Here is a 19,474-nt window from a genome sequence, read left to right on the forward strand (position 1 = left end):
GAAATTGTCATAACCCTTCTTCTTGCAAATATATTGTAGGAGAAGGGTTTTTCTTTTTTATATTTTTCCTTTTTCTATCTAAGAGAAAAATAATGAGAGTAAAAATAATATGAAATCGGGGTATTTATTATTAAAATCTGTCATAACACAGTAGGACAACATCATAAATATATAATGTCCAAATGTATTTGATAGGATAATATTATCCCACAGATTTTAGGAGGGGATCTCTTGGAAAAGGTAGATATTTTCAAAGATATTGCCGAGAGAACGGGCGGCGATATATATTTAGGGGTAGTTGGAGCAGTAAGAACTGGTAAATCAACCTTTATAAAAAAGTTTATGGAATTGGTTGTCTTGCCTAATATGAGCAGTGAGGCTGACCGTGCTCGCACCCAGGATGAACTCCCACAAAGTGCGGCCGGAAAGACCATTATGACAACAGAACCAAAGTTTGTACCCAACCAGGCAGCTGCCATTCACGTAGACGAAGGCTTGGAAGTAAATATTCGTTTAGTAGATTGTGTTGGCTATACGGTCCCAGGAGCAAAGGGATATGAGGATGAAAATGGCCCGCGGATGATAAATACTCCATGGTATGAAGAGCCGATTCCTTTTCATGAGGCAGCTGAAATCGGTACGCGAAAGGTCATTCAAGAGCATTCAACCATCGGAGTTGTGATTACGACAGATGGTACCATTGGGGAAATCCCAAGGCAAAATTACATTGAGGCTGAGGAAAGAGTCATTAATGAATTAAAAGAGGTTGGCAAACCATTCATCATGATCATTAATAGTGTTCAGCCACACCACCCGAATACTGATGCATTAAGGGCAGAGCTTTCTGAAAAATATGATATCCCTGTATTAGCCATGAGTGTAGAGGGCATGCGTGAATCAGACGTAATGAACGTGATGAGGGAAGCCTTGTTTGAGTTCCCAGTCCTAGAGGTGAATGTTAATCTTCCAAGCTGGGTAATGGTCTTGCATGAAGATCACTGGCTAAGAGAGAGCTACCAGGATGCAGTGAAAGAAACTGTTAAAGATATTAAGAGATTGCGTGACGTGGACAGAGTTGTCCAGCAATTCAGCGACTTTGAATTTATTGATCGTGCGGGTCTAGCAGGTATTGAAATGGGTCAAGGTGTTGCAGAGATTGATCTTTATGCTCCAGACGATCTTTATGACGAGGTCTTAAAAGAAATTGTTGGAGTAGAAATTCGCGGCAAAGATCATTTGCTGGAGTTAATGCAGGACTTCGCTCATGCGAAATCTGAATATGATCAAATCTCTGATGCCTTAAAGATGGTCAAACAGACTGGCTATGGAATTGCGGCCCCATCCTTAGCCGATATGAGTCTTGATGAGCCTGAAATCACCAGACACGGCTCCAGATTCGGCGTAAGGCTAAAGGCAGTTGCCCCGTCGATCCATATGATAAAGGTTGATGTGGAATCTGAATTCTCACCAATTATCGGTACTGAAAAGCAAAGCGAAGAACTGGTAAGATATTTAATGCAGGACTTTGAAGATGATCCGCTTTCCATCTGGAATTCAGATATCTTTGGCAGAAGCCTAAGCTCAATCGTCAGGGAAGGAATTCAGGCAAAACTGTCCATGATGCCTGAGAATGCACGATATAAACTAAAAGAGACCTTAGAGAGAATTATTAACGAAGGTTCTGGCGGATTAATCGCGATTATCTTATAAGACTCCAATTTGGGGTCTTTTTTTTGTTTTGGTAAACAAAACCGTTGATTTCCACTCCAGGCGCTTCGCTTTCCGGGGGGCGTTTTGCGAGCCTCCTCGGAGCACGGCTCCTGCGGGGTCTCACTTCAACGCTGATCCCCCAGGAGTCTACGCGCCTTCCGTTCCAATCAACTAAGATATTAATAATTACCATAAACCAATAAAAAAAGTGAATTTTAACTTTTGGGAATTGACAGCTTCCTCTTCTGTCGTTATGCTTTGCCATGTGCGTTTCTTATAGCCAATTACCCCTTTTGTGAACAAATTAAACCAAAAAATGGCGAAAACGCCCTCTAAATAAGAAAAGTTTGCCAATAAACCATGAATTTTCTTGAATCCTGCAATTGATTGTGATAATCTTTTATCAGAATTACCGTTGTAATGCCGTCAACCCTTGTGGATAAAGGGTTTTTAAAGAAAATAGATTGAAAACTTTACGTTTTTGATTTATTATAGGGCATGTCAAAGAAAATGGTTTACAACGTTTAGAATTCAGAAAAATTGTTTAACATGCAGGTAAAAGCCTTATATGACAGTTTTTAGCTAATCCATTTTGGGAGGAGGTGAAAGGCATGAACAAGACAGAACTAATTAATGCAGTTGCTGAAAGCAGTGAGCTTTCTAAAAAGGACGCTACAAAAGCAGTTGATGCTGTTTTTGATACAATCTTAGATGCTTTAAAAAACGGTGACAAAGTACAACTTATTGGTTTTGGAAACTTTGAAGTTCGTGAACGTGCTGCACGCAAAGGACGCAACCCACAAACAGGTGAAGAAATCGAAATCGCTGCAAGCAAGGTTCCTGCTTTCAAACCTGGTAAGGCATTGAAAGACGCAGTAAAGTAAGTACATAATGTGTGCTTTGTTTAAAAACCGCGAATCGTTCGCGGTTTTTTCTTTTTTTATGCGAATATGCTAATATTGACATGTTAGATAAGAGAAAGTGGACTTGAGGAGGAAGTTTTATGGCTAACGTAAATCGTACGCAGATTGAAGATGCGATACGTTTAATATTAGAAGCGGTAGGGGAAAATCCTAATCGTGAGGGACTGCTTGACACTCCAAAAAGAGTAGCGAAAATGTATGAAGAAATGTTTGCTGGTCTAAATGAAGATCCAAGAGATCATTTTGATACAATTTTTAGTGAAGAGCATGAGGAACTAGTTCTGGTTAAAGATATCCCATTCTATTCAATGTGCGAGCATCATCTGGTGCCTTTTTTCGGTAAAGCTCATGTTGCTTACATACCGCGTAATGGGAAAGTGGCCGGTTTAAGCAAATTAGCCAGAGCAGTTGAAGCAGTCGCAAAGAGACCCCAGCTTCAGGAACGCATTACTGCAACCGTTGCAGATGCTATTTTGGAGAAGCTTGAGCCGCATGGCGTTATGGTAGTTGTAGAAGCTGAACATATGTGCATGACTATGCGCGGGGTAAAGAAACCAGGATCTAAAACAGTCACTACGGCCGTGCGAGGAACTTTTGCCAATGATGAGGCTGCCCGATCAGAAGTATTGTCATTAATAAAATTCTAATTTATCTAGATAAAGGGTGTTAAATATGGAGGAAAAAAATCCTATGGGTAATGAGTATATCGTTATTAAGGCAAAAGAAGATGGAGTGAATGTGATTGGATTAACAAGAGGATCTGATACACGTTTCCATCACTCGGAAAAATTGGATCAGGGCGAAGTAATGATTGCTCAATTCACTGAGCATACTTCTGCCATTAAAATTCGCGGCAATGCCGAAATTTTAACAAGGTTTGGTGAGATTGACAGCGAATCAAAGAAATAATTGATTCAATATTAGAGCTTTTCGCTTTTCCTGAAAATCTCCTGTTACCCCCACTTCAGATATGATATAATTGTCACGGCTTTGTTTAAATCATTGTAATGTACGACATATTTAGCTGTAAATAAGCTTTTATATAAGTTATTAAATTGGAGAAACTAAGAAAACTTAGGGAAAACAAGGGTGATGGCATGCGAGATGTGAACAAAAGACTGGCAGATGTGAAGGAAAAATTAGAACAAAAAATCCGGCACCCTTATTTGCTAAAGAATATTGGCTCTCCATTAATCGATGAAGATAAGCTTCTGCTGCTGCTTGCGGTTCTTGAACAATTAAATCTTCCAGAAAGCAAGTTAGAGAAATACGCTGTGACGACAATGCTCGTTCAAATTGCCCTTGATACCCATGAGCTTGTGTCAAATGAAAAGTTAAAGCCTGAAGATTTAAAGGAAAGACAATTGACCATTCTGGCTGGAACTTATTACAGCGCGCTTTATTATCATATACTTTCTAAATTGGAAGATGTAAAGATGATTCGCTCTTTGGCAACCGGCATTAAAAACGTCAATGAAAATAAAATAACTGTTTATCAAAAAGATCCTGAAGCAGTAGATACATTAATGCGAAGTGTAAGAAAAATTGAATCCTCCCTTTTTGATCGTTATACAGAGCAATTAGATGATCCTGATTGGGGCGAGTTTGCAGCTAACTTTTTATTTGTCAAAAGGTTAATTGCGGAGAAAGAACTTTTTATGAAGAATCAATCTTCTGTAGTGTTCTCTGCAATGAAAACGATTCTTTATCCAAGTAATCATGTTAACGAACCATCTAATGATCAGCAAAACCACTTGCTGATTGCATATGACAAATATTTAGATCATACAATCCAGCTGCTTCAAAAACATGCGAGTAAACTCCCGTTAATGAATGGATTATTAGCTCAAAGAACTGAATCCATTATCAATCAGCATCGGTCTGCAGCTATTACATTTGTGGAGGAAGGATAATATTATGCAACAATCTAAAGAGGAACGCGTCCATCATGTATTTGAAAAAATTTATGATAATTACGATAAAATGAATTCTGTCATCAGTTTCCAGCAGCATGTTAGATGGCGGAAGGATACGATGAAGCGCATGAATGTCCGCCCGGGTGCAAAGGCATTAGACGTGTGCTGCGGGACAGCAGATTGGACTATTGCTTTAGCTGAGGCTGTAGGTAAAGAAGGGGAAGTTACTGGCCTTGACTTCAGCAAAAATATGCTGAAAATTGGTGAGCAAAAAGTCAAAGAACAAAAATTGGATCAAATTACGCTCATTCATGGCAATGCTATGGAGCTCCCATTTCCGGATAATACATTCGATTATGTAACGATTGGATTTGGATTAAGAAATGTTCCAGATTATTTGCAAGTTTTAAGGGAAATGCACCGTGTAGTTAAGCCTGGGGGAATTGCGGTATGTCTAGAGACATCGCAGCCGACTCTTATCGGCTATAAACAGGCCTATTATTTTTATTTCAGGTTCATAATGCCTATATTTGGCAAGGTTTTTGCCAAAAGCTATAACGAGTATTCCTGGCTGCAGGAATCAGCAAGAGATTTCCCTGGGATGAAAGAGCTTGCCCGGATGTTTGAAAAAGCCGGTTTTGCAAATGTCAGCTATAAGCCATACAGCGGCGGAGTGGCAGCGGTTCATATTGGGGGAAAAAAATAGATTCATTTTTAAATCTTTTTTCTGAATGCTTTTTTTCATCATGTATGGAAGCTGCAGACAGGATCTAAGCTGGGTGAGTAGAGGAAATGAAATTTAAAATGATGTATTCATTTCTGAATGCAGATTTGAGAAATATCGAGCAGACGCTTGAGGAGACCGTTCACGCTGAGTCTCCTTTATTACATCAGGCTTCCTTGCACTTATTGCAAGCTGGAGGGAAAAGAATCCGTCCAGTCCTTGTTTTGCTTTCGGGAAAGTTCGGGAATTACGATATCAACAAAATAAAAAACGCAGCTGTTTCACTGGAGCTTATCCATATGGCTTCTCTTGTTCATGATGATGTTATTGATGATGCCGAATTACGCAGAGGTAAGCCAACGATTAAAGCGAAATGGGATAACCGTGTCGCTATGTATACGGGAGATTATATTTTTGCCCGGGCTCTGGAGCTAATAACTGAAATCCAAAAACCATATGCTCATAAGGTTCTGGCTGATACATTAGTCGAATTATGCCTGGGTGAAATTGAGCAAATCAAAGATAAATATAATTTTCAGCAAAGTGTCCGAACCTATTTTAGGAGAATAAAGCGGAAAACAGCGATTCTCATTGCAGTAAGCTGCCAGCTCGGTGCGATAGCTGCAGATGTGGAAGAGTCTCTCCATCAAAAGCTTTATCGGTTTGGATATTATGTGGGAATGTCCTATCAAATTATTGACGATGTCCTTGATTTTACTGGAACTGAAAAAGAATTAGGCAAACCAGCCGGGGATGATCTTCATCAGGGTAATATCACCCTGCCTGTCTTTTATGCGATGGAAGATGAATACATCAGGCAAAAAATCATCAAGGTTAATGAAGATACAGAGCGTCCGGAAATGGATGAAATTATTTCCTTGATCAAAAGCTCTGGGGCCATTGAGAAGTCGCTTCAAGTTAGTGATCTTTATCTTAAAAAGGCATTAGCCATCTTAGAAGAGCTTCCGCAAAACAGGGCAAAAAATACATTAAGAGATATTGCCAAAGTGATAGGGAAACGGAATTTTTGATGTGTTTGTTCCTGCATTAATTCTTTTTCCTGTCCTTTACTTGCTTGTAAAATTGTCAAAACAATGATAATATTTCAAGGGATTGTCTATACTGATAATCAACTATACATAAGCTTTAGGAGTGGAATTATGGAAAAAACATTTTTAATGGTTAAGCCTGACGGCGTTCAGCGTAATCTTGTCGGTGAAATTGTTGCTCGTTTCGAGAAAAAAGGTTTCAACCTTGTTGGTGCAAAATTAATGCAAATTTCAAATGAACTTGCCGAAAATCATTACGGTGAGCATAAAGAACGTCCATTTTTCGGTGAATTGGTTGACTTCATTACATCTGGACCAGTTTTTGCAATGGTTTGGGAAGGTGAAAATGTAATTGCGACTGCTCGCCAAATGATGGGTTCAACAAATCCAAAAGATGCAGCACCTGGTACCATTCGCGGCGACTTTGGCGTAACAGTAGGAAAGAACGTTATTCACGGTTCTGACTCACCAGAAAGTGCAGAGCGCGAAATCGGCCTATTCTTCAAACAAGAAGAGGTTGTCGAATACTCTAAATTAATCAGTGAATGGGTTTATTAATTAATCATACACTCGCTATATGCGGGTGTTTTTTATTTATATTAGACAAAAAATCCCCTATACTTTTAGATTTCCGTTATACTTTATTGATATAGGAAAAATCTTGCAATCAAAGAGGAGAAGTTTAGGATGCAGCGGGATTATGAGAATTTCATCAGCAACATAAAAAGGAAAACAGGGATCGATCTATCCCTTTATAAAGAGGCCCAGATGAAAAGAAGATTGACATCGCTATACGAGAAAAAGGGCTTTCCATCTTTCCAAGAATTTTTTCAAGCATTATCTGCTGACAAGGTGCTATTAAATGAATTTTTAGATCGAATGACCATAAATGTGTCAGAATTCTACCGGAATGCGAAGCGCTGGGAGGTCTTGGAAAAGAAGATTCTTCCGCAATTATTGGCTGCAAACAAACGCCTAAGCATCTGGAGTGCAGCATGCTCGACAGGGGAAGAGCCTTATACAATTGCCATGATTCTATCAAAATTTATGCCCTTATCCCAGGTGAAAATTTTGGCGACAGATATTGATGATAACGCTATTGCAAGGGCAAAGATTGGTATGTACCCAGAGAGATCGTTAAATGAGGTGCCTCCTGAAATGAAAAAAAGATTTTTTAAGCAGGACGGCGATCTTTATAAAGTAGCAGATGAAATCAAAAACACTGTTACTTTTCGCAAGCAGAATTTGCTTGCAGACCCATATGGCGGCCCGTACGATCTCATTGTCTGCAGAAATGTGCTGATCTATTTCACTGAAGAGGCGAAAGACAGTCTTTATCGAAAATTCAGTCATGCACTCAATCCGAACGGCATCTTTTTTGTCGGGAGTACAGAGCAGATTTTTAACCCGGGGAAATATGATCTTCAGACGGAGGATACCTTTTTCTACCGCAAGCTTTTATAGGAGATGCAAGAGCCTGGATATACATCCTTGCTCTTTTTTAATTTTTCCGTCAAAGAGCCTAATCCCATGTTACAATGTAAAGAATCAAAAATATTATGGAATTTTAAATTTTTACTATGTTTATTTTTATCAATATGATATATTGATACATAATCCTTTAATGAGTTGAAGGGGGAAAGAGTTTTGAGATACTTAACTTCAGGTGAATCACATGGACCGCAGCTGACCGCGATTATTGAAGGACTGCCTGCAGGTATGCCATTGCTTGATTCAGATATTAATAATGAATTAGCCAGACGACAAAAAGGCCATGGAAGAGGCCGGCGAATGCAAATTGAAAAGGACACCGTTCAAATTACTGGCGGAGTCAGACACGGGTATACTCTAGGTTCCCCGGTTGCATTAGTTGTGGAAAATAATGATTGGAAGCACTGGACGAAAATCATGGGCCAGGATCCAATTGGACCAGAGGAAGCGGAAGAAATGAAAAGAAAGATTTCCCGACCGCGTCCCGGACATGCTGACTTAAACGGTGCTCTTAAATATGGACATAGAGATATGCGAAATGTGCTTGAACGTTCCTCAGCCAGAGAAACAACGGCAAGGGTTGCGGCAGGTGCTGTTGCAAAAAAATTACTTAAAGAACTTGGCATTGAAATCGCCTCTCATGTTGTTGAAATTGGCGGGGTTAAAGCTGAGGTCAGTGAATATGAAACAATTCAACAACTGCAGGAGATCTCTGAGAATTCACCGGTAAGATGCCTTGATCCGGAGGCAGAGAAAAAAATGATGCAAGCGATTGATACAGCAAAGGAACAAGGTGATTCAATCGGGGGAATCGTTGAGGTGATATGTGAAGGAATGCCTCCAGGGGTTGGAAGCTATGTTCACTATGACAGAAAGCTTGACGCCAAGCTGGCAGGTGCGATGATGAGCATCAATGCATTTAAGGGTGTCGAAATTGGCATTGGATTTGAAGCTGCCCATAAACCAGGAAGTGAAGTGCATGATGAAATTGTCTGGAGCGAGGATCGCGGCTATTATCGCAAATCCAACCGTCTTGGCGGATTTGAAGGCGGGATGACTAATGGCATGCCCGTTGTTGTTCGCGGGGTTATGAAACCAATTCCAACTTTATACAAGCCATTGCAAAGCGTCGATATAGAAACGAAGGAGCCATTTTCGGCAAGCATAGAACGCTCTGATAGCTGTGCTGTACCAGCGGCTGCCGTTGTTGCAGAAAATGTTATTGCATGGGAACTGGCCTCAGCACTTGTTGAACAATTTTATTCCGATCGCTTTGAGACATTAAAGGCAGTCATCGATCAGCAAAGAGATTTCGCGAGGGAATTCTAATATGGAAACCATAACCATTACCACTCCTTCAAAAACGTATCCTGTTTTTGTCGGAGCTGGGGCACATAGCGAAATAGGGCCATATATTAAGGAAGCCTTTCCTGCGTTAACTGTCATGATGATTATAACGGATGAAACAGTTTCGAAATTATATTTATCAGACCTGCAAAAATCATTATCTGAATTTAATGTCAAGACCTATATTGTTCCTAGCGGAGAAAAAGCAAAAACCTTCGAAGTATACTATGAGGTATTGAGCTTTGCATTGGAAAATAAGCTTGACCGCAAATCGATTGTTCTTGCCTTGGGCGGTGGAGCTGTTGGAGATCTTTCAGGATTTGCTGCTGCCACTTATATGAGAGGGATCCCTTTCATTCAGGTGCCAACAACCATACTGGCCCATGATAGTGCTGTCGGCGGGAAGGTTGCCGTAAATCACCCGCTGGGGAAAAATATGATAGGTGCTTTTCATCAGCCTGCTGCTGTCTTTTATGATTTGAATTTTCTTAAGTCACTCCCTATTCATGAAAAAAGATCAGGGTTTGCCGAAGTAATTAAGCACGGGCTTATCCATGATGAGCATTTTTACCTCTGGCTTATAGAACATATTGACAGCCTTGAGGTGATTGGTGAAGAGTATTTGCATCATGCCCTGGCAAGCGGCATTGAAATAAAAAATTATTTTGTCTCACATGATGAAAAAGAAGCAGGGATAAGAGCTTATTTAAATTTTGGCCATACACTTGGCCATGCCATTGAAGCGGAAATGGGCTATGGAAACAGCACTCATGGTGAATGCGTCCTGATCGGAATGGTATTTGCACTGGGCTTAAGCGAGAAATATGCTAATCTATCATTTGAAATGGAACCTTTTAAAGCCTGGCTTACAAAGCTTGGCTATAAGATTGAAGTTCCTTCCGATCTCTCGCTCAATAAACTGATTGAGCGGATGAAGCAGGATAAAAAGTCTGTCGGCCAAAAAATAAAGTTTGTGCTTTTACATAGAATTGGCGAACCAGCTTTATATGAAATTTCAGATGAAGAATTAATGAAAGAACTTGAACTTTTTCAAAAAGGGAGGGAACATATATGATCCGCGGTGTAAGAGGCGCAACAACTGTAAATGAAAATAATAAAGAAGAAATAATAGAAGCAACTGAAAGTTTGCTTAGACAAATAATAAAAGAAAATTCTATAGATCCTGATCTGACTGCATCTGTCATTATTTCTGTTACTGAAGACATCACAGCTGTGTTTCCAGCACAGGCGCTTCGTTTAATTGATGGTTGGAAATATGTTCCTGTCATGTGTACAAGAGAAATTCCTGTTGAAGGGTCACTTCAGAAATGCATTCGCGTTATGATGCATGTAAACACAGAAATACCGCAAAAAGAAATCCGCCACATATACTTAGGCGAAGCTGTAAAACTAAGACCAGATCTAAATATGGCGGATCAGTCAAAATAAAATTTCATTGTTTGTTAATAGAAGGCTTTCAGGCATGCCCGCTTAAAAGCGAGGCACCCGAAGCGGAAAATCAGCCAAGTCAAATTAATCAAAGGGTGAAGAATAATGAAATGGAAACAACAACTTTTACAATTAACCCCATATCAGCCAGGAAAAGCAATTAGCGCTGTTAAAAGAGAATACGGCCTTGAAACAATCGTAAAGCTTGCTTCAAATGAAAACCCATTTGGATGTTCACTAAAAGCAGCTGCAGCAGTAAAAGCTTTCACAGAGGATTTCCCAATTTACCCTGATGGATATGCTACAGATTTGCGTGAAGCCGTAGCTGAATTTCATCAATTAAACCCAACACAGCTTATCTTTGGCAACGGTGCCGACAACCTGATTCAAATTATCTCCCGTGCCTTAATTCGTCCAGGCTTTAATACAGTTATGGCTGAACAGACATTTTCACAATATAAGCATAATGCAATTATTGATGGCGGAGAGATTAAAGAAATTCCACAGATCAACGGTGAGCATGATTTGGATGGCATGTTGAAGGCGATTGACGAAAATACATCTGTTGTTTGGGTTTGTAACCCGAACAACCCAACAGGGACTTATATCCCTGAAGAGCGAATGAAGGGGTTTTTAGAAAAGGTCCCATCGGATGTATTAGTAGTGTTGGATGAGGCATATTGCCACTATGTTACGGCAGAAGATTATTTCCAATCCCTTCCTTATTTAGCGAAATATCCAAACTTAATTATTTTAAGGACATTCTCGAAAATTTATGGTCTTGCTAGCCTTCGGGTAGGATATGGTATGGCAAGTCAAGAGGTTATAAAGGCGTTAGAGCCTGCAAGGGAGCCATTTAACGTAAGCAGTATTGCACAGGCAGCAGCATCAGCTGCGCTTAATGACCAGGAATTTGTCCAAAGCTGCAAAGAGAAAAATGCTTCAGGACTGAAACAATTTTATCAATTTTGTGAGGAGAAGGGATTAAACTACTTCCCATCCCAGGCAAACTTTATTTTGATTGACTTTAACAATGACGCAAATGAAGTTTTTCAATACCTTCTAGAAAGAGGCTTCATCGTTCGTTCTGGCAAGCCGCTTGGTTTCCCGACTGCTGTTCGTGTAACTGTGGGATCTGCTGAGCAAAATGAAGGTGTCATAAAAGTAATGAGTGAATTTCTATCCGAAAAGGCAGTCATCTCATAAGACAAGCACAGGGCGCCTGAAAAGTGCGACTGATATTTCACCAGGTCGAAATTTATTCATTTTATCCTTTAAAATCAATCTTAACTCAGAGGCTGTAATGGCCTCTGAATTTATTTATATACAGCTAGGTTTAGCGAAGGGGGCAAGGAACTTGGAGGGCCGGGTTTTTATTATTGGTTTGGGCCTAATTGGGGGATCATTGGCATTAGGTATTAAAAAAGCACACAAAGAAGCTGTCATCGTTGGATATGATGTCAGTGAAGAACAATTAAAGCTTGGAAAAATGCTGGGTGTCATTGACGAAATTTCTCCTTCAGTTGAACAGGGGGCAAAAGATGCAGATCTAATCATAATCGCCACCCCTGTTAAGGTAACAGAAAAAATTATCGAAATATTAGAACAAACACCGCTTAAAAAGAACGTCATCGTTTCTGACGCGGGCAGCACGAAAAAAGAGATTGTCGAAAAGGCTGGAAAACTTAAAGAAAAGGGGATTACCTTTATCGGCGGTCACCCTATGGCGGGATCCCATAAAAGTGGAGTGACTGCTGCAAAATCCATTCTTTTTGAAAATGCCTTTTATATATTTACACCGGAAAACCATATCCCTGAAGAAAAAATTCAGGAACTGACAAATTGGCTTGCCGGCACAAAGGCAAGATTTATTACGCTATCTGCAGAGGAGCATGATTACTTAACTGGAGTCATCAGCCATTTTCCTCATGTAGTAGCTGCCTCTTTGGTTCATCAGGCAGAAAAGACGAGTGCCAAGCAAAAGCTTGTTCCTAGTCTGGCAGCAGGGGGATTCCGTGACGTGACAAGAATTGCTTCGAGCAGTCCTGAAATGTGGCGGGATATTTTACTGCAGAACAAGGATGTTATTTTGCATCTTTTGGAAGATTGGCAATCAGAGATGCGCAGAGTTGCAGATATGCTGAATGCTGAGAACAGTGAAGCCATTTATAATTATTTTTCAAAAGCAAAGCAATTTCGGGATGAACTACCGCAAAAAGAAAAAGGAGCCATCCCATCATTTTATGATCTCTTTGTTGATATACCGGATTATCCGGGGGTTATCTCTGAAGTTACAGGATATCTGGCTAAAGAAGAAATCAGCATCACAAATATACGCATCCTAGAAACACGAGAAGACATCATTGGTGTTCTAGTCATCAGTTTTCAGACCGAAGAGGACCGGGCCAGGGCGGAAAAATGTATACACAAATATTCAGCCTTTGATACGTCCATCGGCTTGTAAATGAAAAAAGATAAGGGTGAAAAACAATGGAGCCAATCAAATTACAAACAAATATTCCCTCATTAAAAGGGGCTATTGCGATTCCGGGAGATAAATCTATTTCACACCGCTCAATCATGTTTGGTGCCATCGCAGAAGGAAAAACAGAGGTAACCAATTTTTTAATGGGCGAAGATTGTCTTAGTACAATCGCTTGTTTTAAAAAATTAGGCATCGATATTCAGCAGCAGGATGAAAAAATCATTATTCAGGGAAAAGGGTTTGATGGACTCCAGGAGCCAAAAGAGATATTAGATGTTGGAAATTCAGGAACTACTATTCGCCTGCTCATGGGCATCCTGGCAGGACAGTCATTTCATTCGGTATTAATTGGCGATGAATCCATTGGCAAAAGGCCAATGACACGTGTAACAAAGCCTTTAAAATCCATGGGAGCAGTTATTCAGGGAAGGAACAATGGAGAATATACCCCGATTTCTATTGCTGGCGGCTCTATCAATGGAATGGAATATGAACTTCCTATGGCCAGTGCACAAGTAAAATCATCGATCCTATTTGCCGGAATGCAGGCAAACGGGACAACAACGATTATTGAACCTCAAAAAACGCGTGATCATACAGAGAGAATGATTCGGAAATTCGGCGGGGAAATCGAAGTAGACCAGAGGCATATCAGCATAAAAGGCGGTCAAAAACTCAAGGGAACAACGGTCAATGTCCCTGGGGATATCTCCTCTGCCGCTTTTTTCCTTGCTGCAGGTGTGATTGTGCCTGATAGTGAAATTACGCTGAAAAATGTTGGTTTAAACCCCACTCGAACCGGCATCATTGATGTATTACAGGACATGGGCGCAGATCTAACCATTATTCCACAAGCTGATGATTCCTTTGAACCTAGCGGGGACATCATCGTTAAAACATCAAACTTGAAGGGAATAACCATTGAAGGAGACTTAATCCCAAGGCTGATTGATGAAATTCCAGTTATCGCGCTATTAGCGACACAAGCTGAAGGGAAAACCATCATTAAAGATGCTGAGGAATTAAAGGTGAAAGAAACAAACCGCATTGACACCGTTGTTGATGAGCTGAGAAAATTGGGTGCTGATATTGAAGCCACTAATGATGGAATGATCATTAACGGCAGATCACAGCTTTCTGGCGGTACGGTTTCAAGCCATGGCGATCACCGCATAGGTATGATGCTTGCCATTGCTGCAGCAATATGTAAAGAGGATGTATATCTAGAAAAAGAAGAGTCCATCCGCATCTCCTATCCAGCATTCTTTGACCATCTAAAAGGCTTATCTAAATAATGAAAGGGCTGCGTTGCAGCTCTTTTTTTTACACATAAATTCCTGAATTCGTTCATAGCTTGTCTTATAAGAATGGCAGAAAAGGAGCGGATGGAATGGCCTACATAATTGAAAATGCTAATATTTTGAAAGAAAAGAAACTGCACAAGACGTCGCTTCTTGTTGAAAAGGGACGCATATCTATGATGAGGTCTGATTTTAAAAGATATAAGCATATGAGAATGAATTTCGATTCTTATATTATGACCCCGCCCCCTGTACTTTTGATCAAAGAATTTCCTTCACATTTATCCTTTCAGGAAATGAAACATTTTTATATTAACGAGATCATTTTAAAAGGCTGTACAGTATTTCTTACAGCGGCAAGAGTCCATTTAGAGCATGAATTAACTTCTGAAATCAAAAGGCTGAAAATGAAGTTGATAAACAGCCCCGTTGATTATGTTATTGGCGTTCGGATCCCAGTGAGGCTATTGTCGCCAAGCTTTTTAAGAAAATGCAGAAGAGAAAAGGTCCCTGCGATATTTGTTGATGTTTGCGATGAACAAGAGCTTAGGCGCTTGCCCTGGGGATGGCTGAGAGAAGCTATGTTTCCTTACAATAGCCCCCTTATCCCTATTTTTCATGGTGAAATCGAGAAGTCTCTCAAGCAATTAAAAGCTTTATGGAAAGAAACACTCGAAAAAGAGAGGATTCCAGCTATTTATGAAGAAATAAAAGAAAATGAGCCTATTCCTTTACCAATACTATCTAAAATCGGTATTATTCCATTAAAAGCGAATATCCAGCAGGGAACCGAGTTATCCTATAATCTTTACCATACAGATGCCCAAATCAGATATATTGAAGAAGACGGGCTGTTTCATTATCATAGAAATAAGCTCATTATAACCGTCCACAAGGGCGAGGTAATTACTGCCGCTAATAAGGTTTATTTCCGCCCGGGACAAGGCGAGCATGTAGAGATAAAAACACCATCCTTCTATAAACTGGAGGAGTAAGTGCTGAAAGGAAAATATTTATGGATAAAGTTAATCAGATTATTGCTCTTTTAGAGCATGGCCAGCATCAGGAGGCTATGCAAATGTATAAAGAAATTTTGCATTCGGGTTCACACGAAGAAAGATTCACTTTAGGTGAAGAGCTTTTTCAATACGGATTCCTCGAGGAGGCAAAAGCTTTATTCAAAAGATTGCTTGAGTCTTATCCCGAAGAAGGTGAACTATTAGTGCTGTTAGCTGAAGCTCATATGGAGCTGGGTGAAGAGGATGAAGCGATACTTGTTCTGGAACGTCTCAATGAAGCAGATGCAAGCTATCCGCAATCTCTTTTGCTGCTAGCAGATCTATACCAAATGCAAGGACTTTATGAAGTTAGCGAGCAAAAGCTGTTACAGGCAAAAGCTATATTGCCAGAAGAAGTGATTATCGATTTTGCTCTAGGTGAGCTGTATGCGGAGGAAGGTAAGTTTCTTGAAGCCACCCGGTGCTATGAAAGGGTTATAGAAACAGAGGATGTAATCGCAGGTGTAAATGTAAACCAAAGAATGGCAGATGTCCTTAGCGCAGGCGGTGCGTTCGAAGAGGCGCTCCCGTATTATGAAAAAGCTATGGATGAAAAGCTTGAAATCAATACTCTTTTCAGCTATGCATTCACTGCTTTGCAAGCAGGATTTAACCGGACAGCGATTGAAAAATTTAATGAACTAAAAGAACTCGATCCTGAATATCATTCATTATATATCAATCTAGCCAAGGCGTATGAACGGGAAGAAGAGCTGGAAAATAGCTTTCACGCTGTTCAGGCAGGCATAAAACAGGATGAATTTAATCCAGAACTGTATCAGTACGGCGGTAAGCTTGCCTTAAAACTTGGAAATGAAGAAGAGTCAGAGAAGCTTCTAAGAGAGTCCTTAGCCATTGATCCTGAAAATATTGAGGCTGCGCTGACGTTAACAAAGCTGCTGATCAAGCAGGAACGATATGAGGATGTCATAGAGATCTGCGGGATGATGAAGGAATTTGCTGACGAAAATCCTCGTTTTCTATGGGATGAGGCCATTTCCTATCAGGAGCTTGAAGAATATTCCTTGGCATTAAACAAATACAGTCGTGCATATACTTTCTTTAAAGAGGAGCCGGATTTCCTTTCGGATTATGGATATTTTCTAATTGAAGAAGGAAAAAGACGTGAGGCCGCCGAAATTTTTAATAAGTTAATTACCCTGGAGCCTGATAGTCTTGAGTACCAGGAAGTTCTGCAAAGACTTACCGAATAACGTGAATGAGAGCACGGTGAAGAAAAACTATTTAAAACATTCCATTTAGGGACGTTAGGATAGAAGCTTAGCCTTTCTCTATTCTGATTTCCGGCTATAAATAGCAGAGGAGGGAATCTCACATGTCAGCCCCTGTATCTGTCAACGAGAAAAAAGATTTTATTCGCTGGTTTTTAAATCACTACCAATTGAAAAGGCGTGAATGTGTCTGGATCTTAAATTATTTAATGAGCCATGACCAGCTTATGGAAAAAGTCCATTTCGTTGATCAGGCACAATACTGTCCAAAAGGATTGATTATGTCCACACACTGTGTTGATGAAGTTCCATTTCGTTTTTATAAGGAAAATGTTATGACGACTGATGCTGAAAAATCCTTTCATGACATTAGGCTGAATCGCGATGAAGAAATATTTATCCAGCTAAACTTCCATGCATCGAACAAAGCCCATCAATATGCAGCCGTTTTAGAAGAAAATCCTTTCATGCCGAAAAGTTTGCAGATCAGTGAAAAAGAGCGACTTGAAGCAGCAGGATTTCTTGAAGCCAGTATTAAAAAGTTTCAAATTGAAAGCCTGCTGCAGAAAATCGACGAAGCCCTGGATAATCAGGACAAAGAAACGTTTATGCAATTGACAGAAAAACTTAATAAAATAAAGAATGGTTAACAGAGTCTGCTGATTTTCTAGCAGGCTTTTTTTTATTTCATAGAACATTAGAAATTTTTATCTAAGTTGAGGAGAACGGAAACGAAGAGCGTGGAGTAGAAATTTAAGATGCACATTTTTTCCGAAAGCAATATTCACAGAATGTTCACAAACACTAATGGAAAGGCATGGAATTATTTTTTGACCAAAATGATAATAGTGTTATGATAAGATGGACAAATTAACTAATGGAGTGAAGTGGATGAGGTGGGTTTCTCAGGAAATAGACATGTACCTAAAATCTAAGGAGTACATTGATACAATTGTTCTCCCGCTTCTGCCGGTGTCTTTTGGCTCAGATATAAAGCAGACAGCTTCGATGTCTGAATTTATTATCATGCTGAGCAATCAGCTCGAAAGACAATTTAAAGGCAGGCTAATAATGCTTCCAGGGTATGCTTATTTAAAATCGCTTACGGAGGACAAGCAAGTCAGTGATTTGAAGGAATGGGAAAAAGAATTAATCTCAAAGGAATTTAAGCATGTCTTTTATCTTACTTCCGACAGCAGCTGGAAGACTTACGAAAATGATTTAACAGGCACTCTTATTTGGCTGCCTTCCCTTCCGCTGGAACATTTGGACGAACAAAGCAAAGCTTCGATTATTGGAGATCAGGTCAAACAGCTTTTAAGCCTGTTCACGCAAAAATGGAAGACTGATGAAGCAAATACTAGCGGACAATAATATCAGTATAAATGGCTCCTTTCGTGATTGCTGATGAAAAATGGCATCAAATTCACAGTGTTGCCATTCTTTAAGGAAGGATTATATTGACCTTCCATAAAGATTGATATATCATGGTTATGTCCTAGTTTTATATTGTGTTGGTTTTTGTCCGTTGGACTTAACTTCATAATAGAGGGGGGAAAAAATATGAGTAAGAATCGTGTAACAAGACGCCAATTTCTAAGTTATACTTTAACTGGTGTTGGCGGTTTCATGGCAGCTGGAATGCTTATGCCTATGGTAAGATTTGCGGTAGACCCAGTATTGGAGGCAAAAGCTGAAAGTGATTTCATTCCAACTCCGCAAAAGATGGCAGATGTTACAGATGTACCTACGCGGGTTGACTTTAAATTTGAGCAGCAGGATGCTTGGTATACTTCTGAGGCTACTGGCACCGCTTGGGTTTATAAGGATGAAAAGGGAGAAGTTGTTGCCCTATCACCAGTATGTAAACACTTAGGCTGTACTGTTGACTGGAACACTGACAAAGCTAACCCAGATCATTTCTACTGTCCATGTCATGGCGGCCTTTACACTAAAGATGGAACGAATGTTCCGGGTACACCGCCGTTAGCACCACTGGATGTCTATCCTTACAAAGAAAAAGACGGTTTCCTATATCTAGGAAAAGCTAAGCCGAGAAAGGGGGCGTAATAATTGTTAAACAAAATTTATGATTGGGTAGATGAACGTTTAGATATTACGCCTATTTGGCGCGACATTGCAGACCATGAAGTACCGGAACATGTTAACCCGGCCCATCACTTTTCTGCTTTTGTTTACTGCTTTGGCGGTTTAACGTTCTTCATTACTGTCATTCAGATTTTATCTGGTATGTTCTTAACTATGTACTACGTTCCAGATATAAAGAATGCATGGGAATCAGTTTATTATCTGCAGAACCATGTAGCTTTCGGACAAATTGTCCGCGGTATGCACCACTGGGGTGCCAGCCTTGTAATCGTAATGATGTTCTTACATACGTTACGCGTTTTCTTCCAGGGAGCTTACAAGAAGCCGCGTGAATTGAACTGGGTTGTCGGCGTGCTTATTTTCTTCGTTATGCTTGCACTTGGTTTAACTGGTTACTTATTACCTTGGGATATGAAAGCCTTATTTGCAACAAAGGTTACAATGCAAATTATTGAATCAGTTCCATTCATTGGAATGGCTTTAAAAACGCTAATTGCGGGAGACCCTGAGATTGTCGGAGCACAGACGATTACACGTTTCTTCGCGATTCATGTATTCTTCTTGCCAGCAGTATTGTTTGGACTACTTGCTGCCCACTTTATCATGATTCGCAGACAGGGAATTTCTGGTCCACTGTAAAATTATCTTTAAGTTAGACGACTTTTTTGCTAAAGGAGGGG

Annotated in this window: 21 protein-coding genes; all 21 read left to right on the forward strand. The window is 40.0% G+C overall.

What is annotated here, in order from left to right; all coding sequences use genetic code 11:
* Positions 1–231: 231 nt before the first annotated feature.
* The 21 genes from spoIVA (at position 232) to qcrB (ending at position 19,433) form a co-directional block, all read left to right on the forward strand.
* The gene (spoIVA, locus tag AC1Q59_RS04165) at positions 232–1,710 is read left to right on the forward strand and encodes a stage IV sporulation protein A (protein ID WP_492364529.1); all 1,479 of its coding nucleotides are present in this window, start codon (positions 232–234) and stop codon (positions 1,708–1,710) included.
* Between the two features lie 611 nt (positions 1,711–2,321).
* Positions 2,322–2,594, forward strand: coding sequence for a non-specific DNA-binding protein Hbs (gene hbs, locus AC1Q59_RS04170; RefSeq protein ID WP_492364530.1), 273 nt, complete (start codon positions 2,322–2,324; stop codon positions 2,592–2,594).
* A gap of 119 nt (positions 2,595–2,713) precedes the next feature.
* Positions 2,714–3,280, forward strand: coding sequence for a GTP cyclohydrolase I FolE (gene folE / locus AC1Q59_RS04175; RefSeq protein ID WP_492364531.1), 567 nt, complete (start codon positions 2,714–2,716; stop codon positions 3,278–3,280).
* 25 nt (positions 3,281–3,305) lie between these two features.
* Positions 3,306–3,542: a trp RNA-binding attenuation protein MtrB gene (mtrB, locus tag AC1Q59_RS04180; RefSeq protein ID WP_492364532.1), complete on the forward strand. Its 237-nt coding sequence runs from the start codon at positions 3,306–3,308 to the stop codon at positions 3,540–3,542.
* A 188-nt stretch (positions 3,543–3,730) separates the two neighbouring features.
* Positions 3,731–4,546, forward strand: coding sequence for a heptaprenyl diphosphate synthase component 1 (locus AC1Q59_RS04185; protein ID WP_492364533.1), 816 nt, complete (start codon positions 3,731–3,733; stop codon positions 4,544–4,546).
* 4 nt (positions 4,547–4,550) lie between these two features.
* On the forward strand, positions 4,551–5,255 hold the full coding sequence (locus AC1Q59_RS04190; protein ID WP_492364534.1) for a demethylmenaquinone methyltransferase: 705 nt from the start codon (positions 4,551–4,553) through the stop codon (positions 5,253–5,255).
* An 86-nt stretch (positions 5,256–5,341) separates the two neighbouring features.
* On the forward strand, positions 5,342–6,304 hold the full coding sequence (hepT, locus tag AC1Q59_RS04195) for a heptaprenyl diphosphate synthase component II (protein ID WP_492364535.1): 963 nt from the start codon (positions 5,342–5,344) through the stop codon (positions 6,302–6,304).
* 129 nt (positions 6,305–6,433) lie between these two features.
* Positions 6,434–6,880 carry a nucleoside-diphosphate kinase gene (ndk, locus tag AC1Q59_RS04200; RefSeq protein WP_492364536.1) on the forward strand — a complete coding sequence of 149 codons (447 nt, stop codon included), beginning with the start codon at positions 6,434–6,436 and terminating at the stop codon, positions 6,878–6,880.
* Between the two features lie 129 nt (positions 6,881–7,009).
* The gene (locus AC1Q59_RS04205; RefSeq protein WP_492364537.1) at positions 7,010–7,786 is read left to right on the forward strand and encodes a CheR family methyltransferase; all 777 of its coding nucleotides are present in this window, start codon (positions 7,010–7,012) and stop codon (positions 7,784–7,786) included.
* A 183-nt stretch (positions 7,787–7,969) separates the two neighbouring features.
* The gene (gene aroC / locus AC1Q59_RS04210; protein WP_492364538.1) at positions 7,970–9,142 is read left to right on the forward strand and encodes a chorismate synthase; all 1,173 of its coding nucleotides are present in this window, start codon (positions 7,970–7,972) and stop codon (positions 9,140–9,142) included.
* A 1-nt stretch (position 9,143) separates the two neighbouring features.
* Positions 9,144–10,235: a 3-dehydroquinate synthase gene (gene aroB / locus AC1Q59_RS04215; RefSeq protein ID WP_492364539.1), complete on the forward strand. Its 1,092-nt coding sequence runs from the start codon at positions 9,144–9,146 to the stop codon at positions 10,233–10,235.
* Positions 10,232–10,609 carry a chorismate mutase gene (gene aroH / locus AC1Q59_RS04220; RefSeq protein ID WP_492364540.1) on the forward strand — a complete coding sequence of 126 codons (378 nt, stop codon included), beginning with the start codon at positions 10,232–10,234 and terminating at the stop codon, positions 10,607–10,609. Before aroB ends, aroH begins: the two co-directional genes overlap by 4 nt.
* 105 nt (positions 10,610–10,714) lie before the next feature.
* Entirely contained in the window at positions 10,715–11,815 is a 1,101-nt protein-coding gene (gene hisC, locus AC1Q59_RS04225) for a histidinol-phosphate transaminase (RefSeq protein ID WP_492364541.1), read from the forward strand.
* A 151-nt stretch (positions 11,816–11,966) separates the two neighbouring features.
* Positions 11,967–13,073 (forward strand): prephenate dehydrogenase, encoded by a 1,107-nt coding sequence (locus tag AC1Q59_RS04230; protein WP_492364542.1) that lies wholly within the window; start codon positions 11,967–11,969, stop codon positions 13,071–13,073.
* A 26-nt stretch (positions 13,074–13,099) separates the two neighbouring features.
* Complete coding sequence (gene aroA, locus AC1Q59_RS04235; RefSeq protein WP_492364543.1) at positions 13,100–14,389, forward strand: 3-phosphoshikimate 1-carboxyvinyltransferase; 1,290 nt, start codon at positions 13,100–13,102, stop codon at positions 14,387–14,389.
* A 95-nt stretch (positions 14,390–14,484) separates the two neighbouring features.
* Positions 14,485–15,390: a hypothetical protein gene (locus AC1Q59_RS04240; protein WP_492364544.1), complete on the forward strand. Its 906-nt coding sequence runs from the start codon at positions 14,485–14,487 to the stop codon at positions 15,388–15,390.
* A gap of 20 nt (positions 15,391–15,410) precedes the next feature.
* Positions 15,411–16,667 (forward strand): tetratricopeptide repeat protein, encoded by a 1,257-nt coding sequence (locus AC1Q59_RS04245; protein ID WP_492364545.1) that lies wholly within the window; start codon positions 15,411–15,413, stop codon positions 16,665–16,667.
* A 122-nt stretch (positions 16,668–16,789) separates the two neighbouring features.
* A complete protein-coding gene (locus AC1Q59_RS04250; RefSeq protein ID WP_492364546.1) occupies positions 16,790–17,335 on the forward strand; it encodes a ReoY family proteolytic degradation factor in 546 nt (181 codons plus the stop codon).
* A 241-nt stretch (positions 17,336–17,576) separates the two neighbouring features.
* The gene (locus tag AC1Q59_RS04255) at positions 17,577–18,059 is read left to right on the forward strand and encodes a YpiF family protein (RefSeq protein WP_492364547.1); all 483 of its coding nucleotides are present in this window, start codon (positions 17,577–17,579) and stop codon (positions 18,057–18,059) included.
* A gap of 189 nt (positions 18,060–18,248) precedes the next feature.
* The gene (locus tag AC1Q59_RS04260) at positions 18,249–18,755 is read left to right on the forward strand and encodes a Rieske (2Fe-2S) protein (protein WP_492364548.1); all 507 of its coding nucleotides are present in this window, start codon (positions 18,249–18,251) and stop codon (positions 18,753–18,755) included.
* 3 nt (positions 18,756–18,758) lie between these two features.
* Positions 18,759–19,433 (forward strand): menaquinol-cytochrome c reductase cytochrome b subunit, encoded by a 675-nt coding sequence (qcrB, locus tag AC1Q59_RS04265; protein WP_492364549.1) that lies wholly within the window; start codon positions 18,759–18,761, stop codon positions 19,431–19,433.
* The last annotated feature ends 41 nt before the right edge of the window (positions 19,434–19,474 follow it).

The sequence above is a fragment of the Cytobacillus sp. MT66 genome, assembly GCF_058792595.1.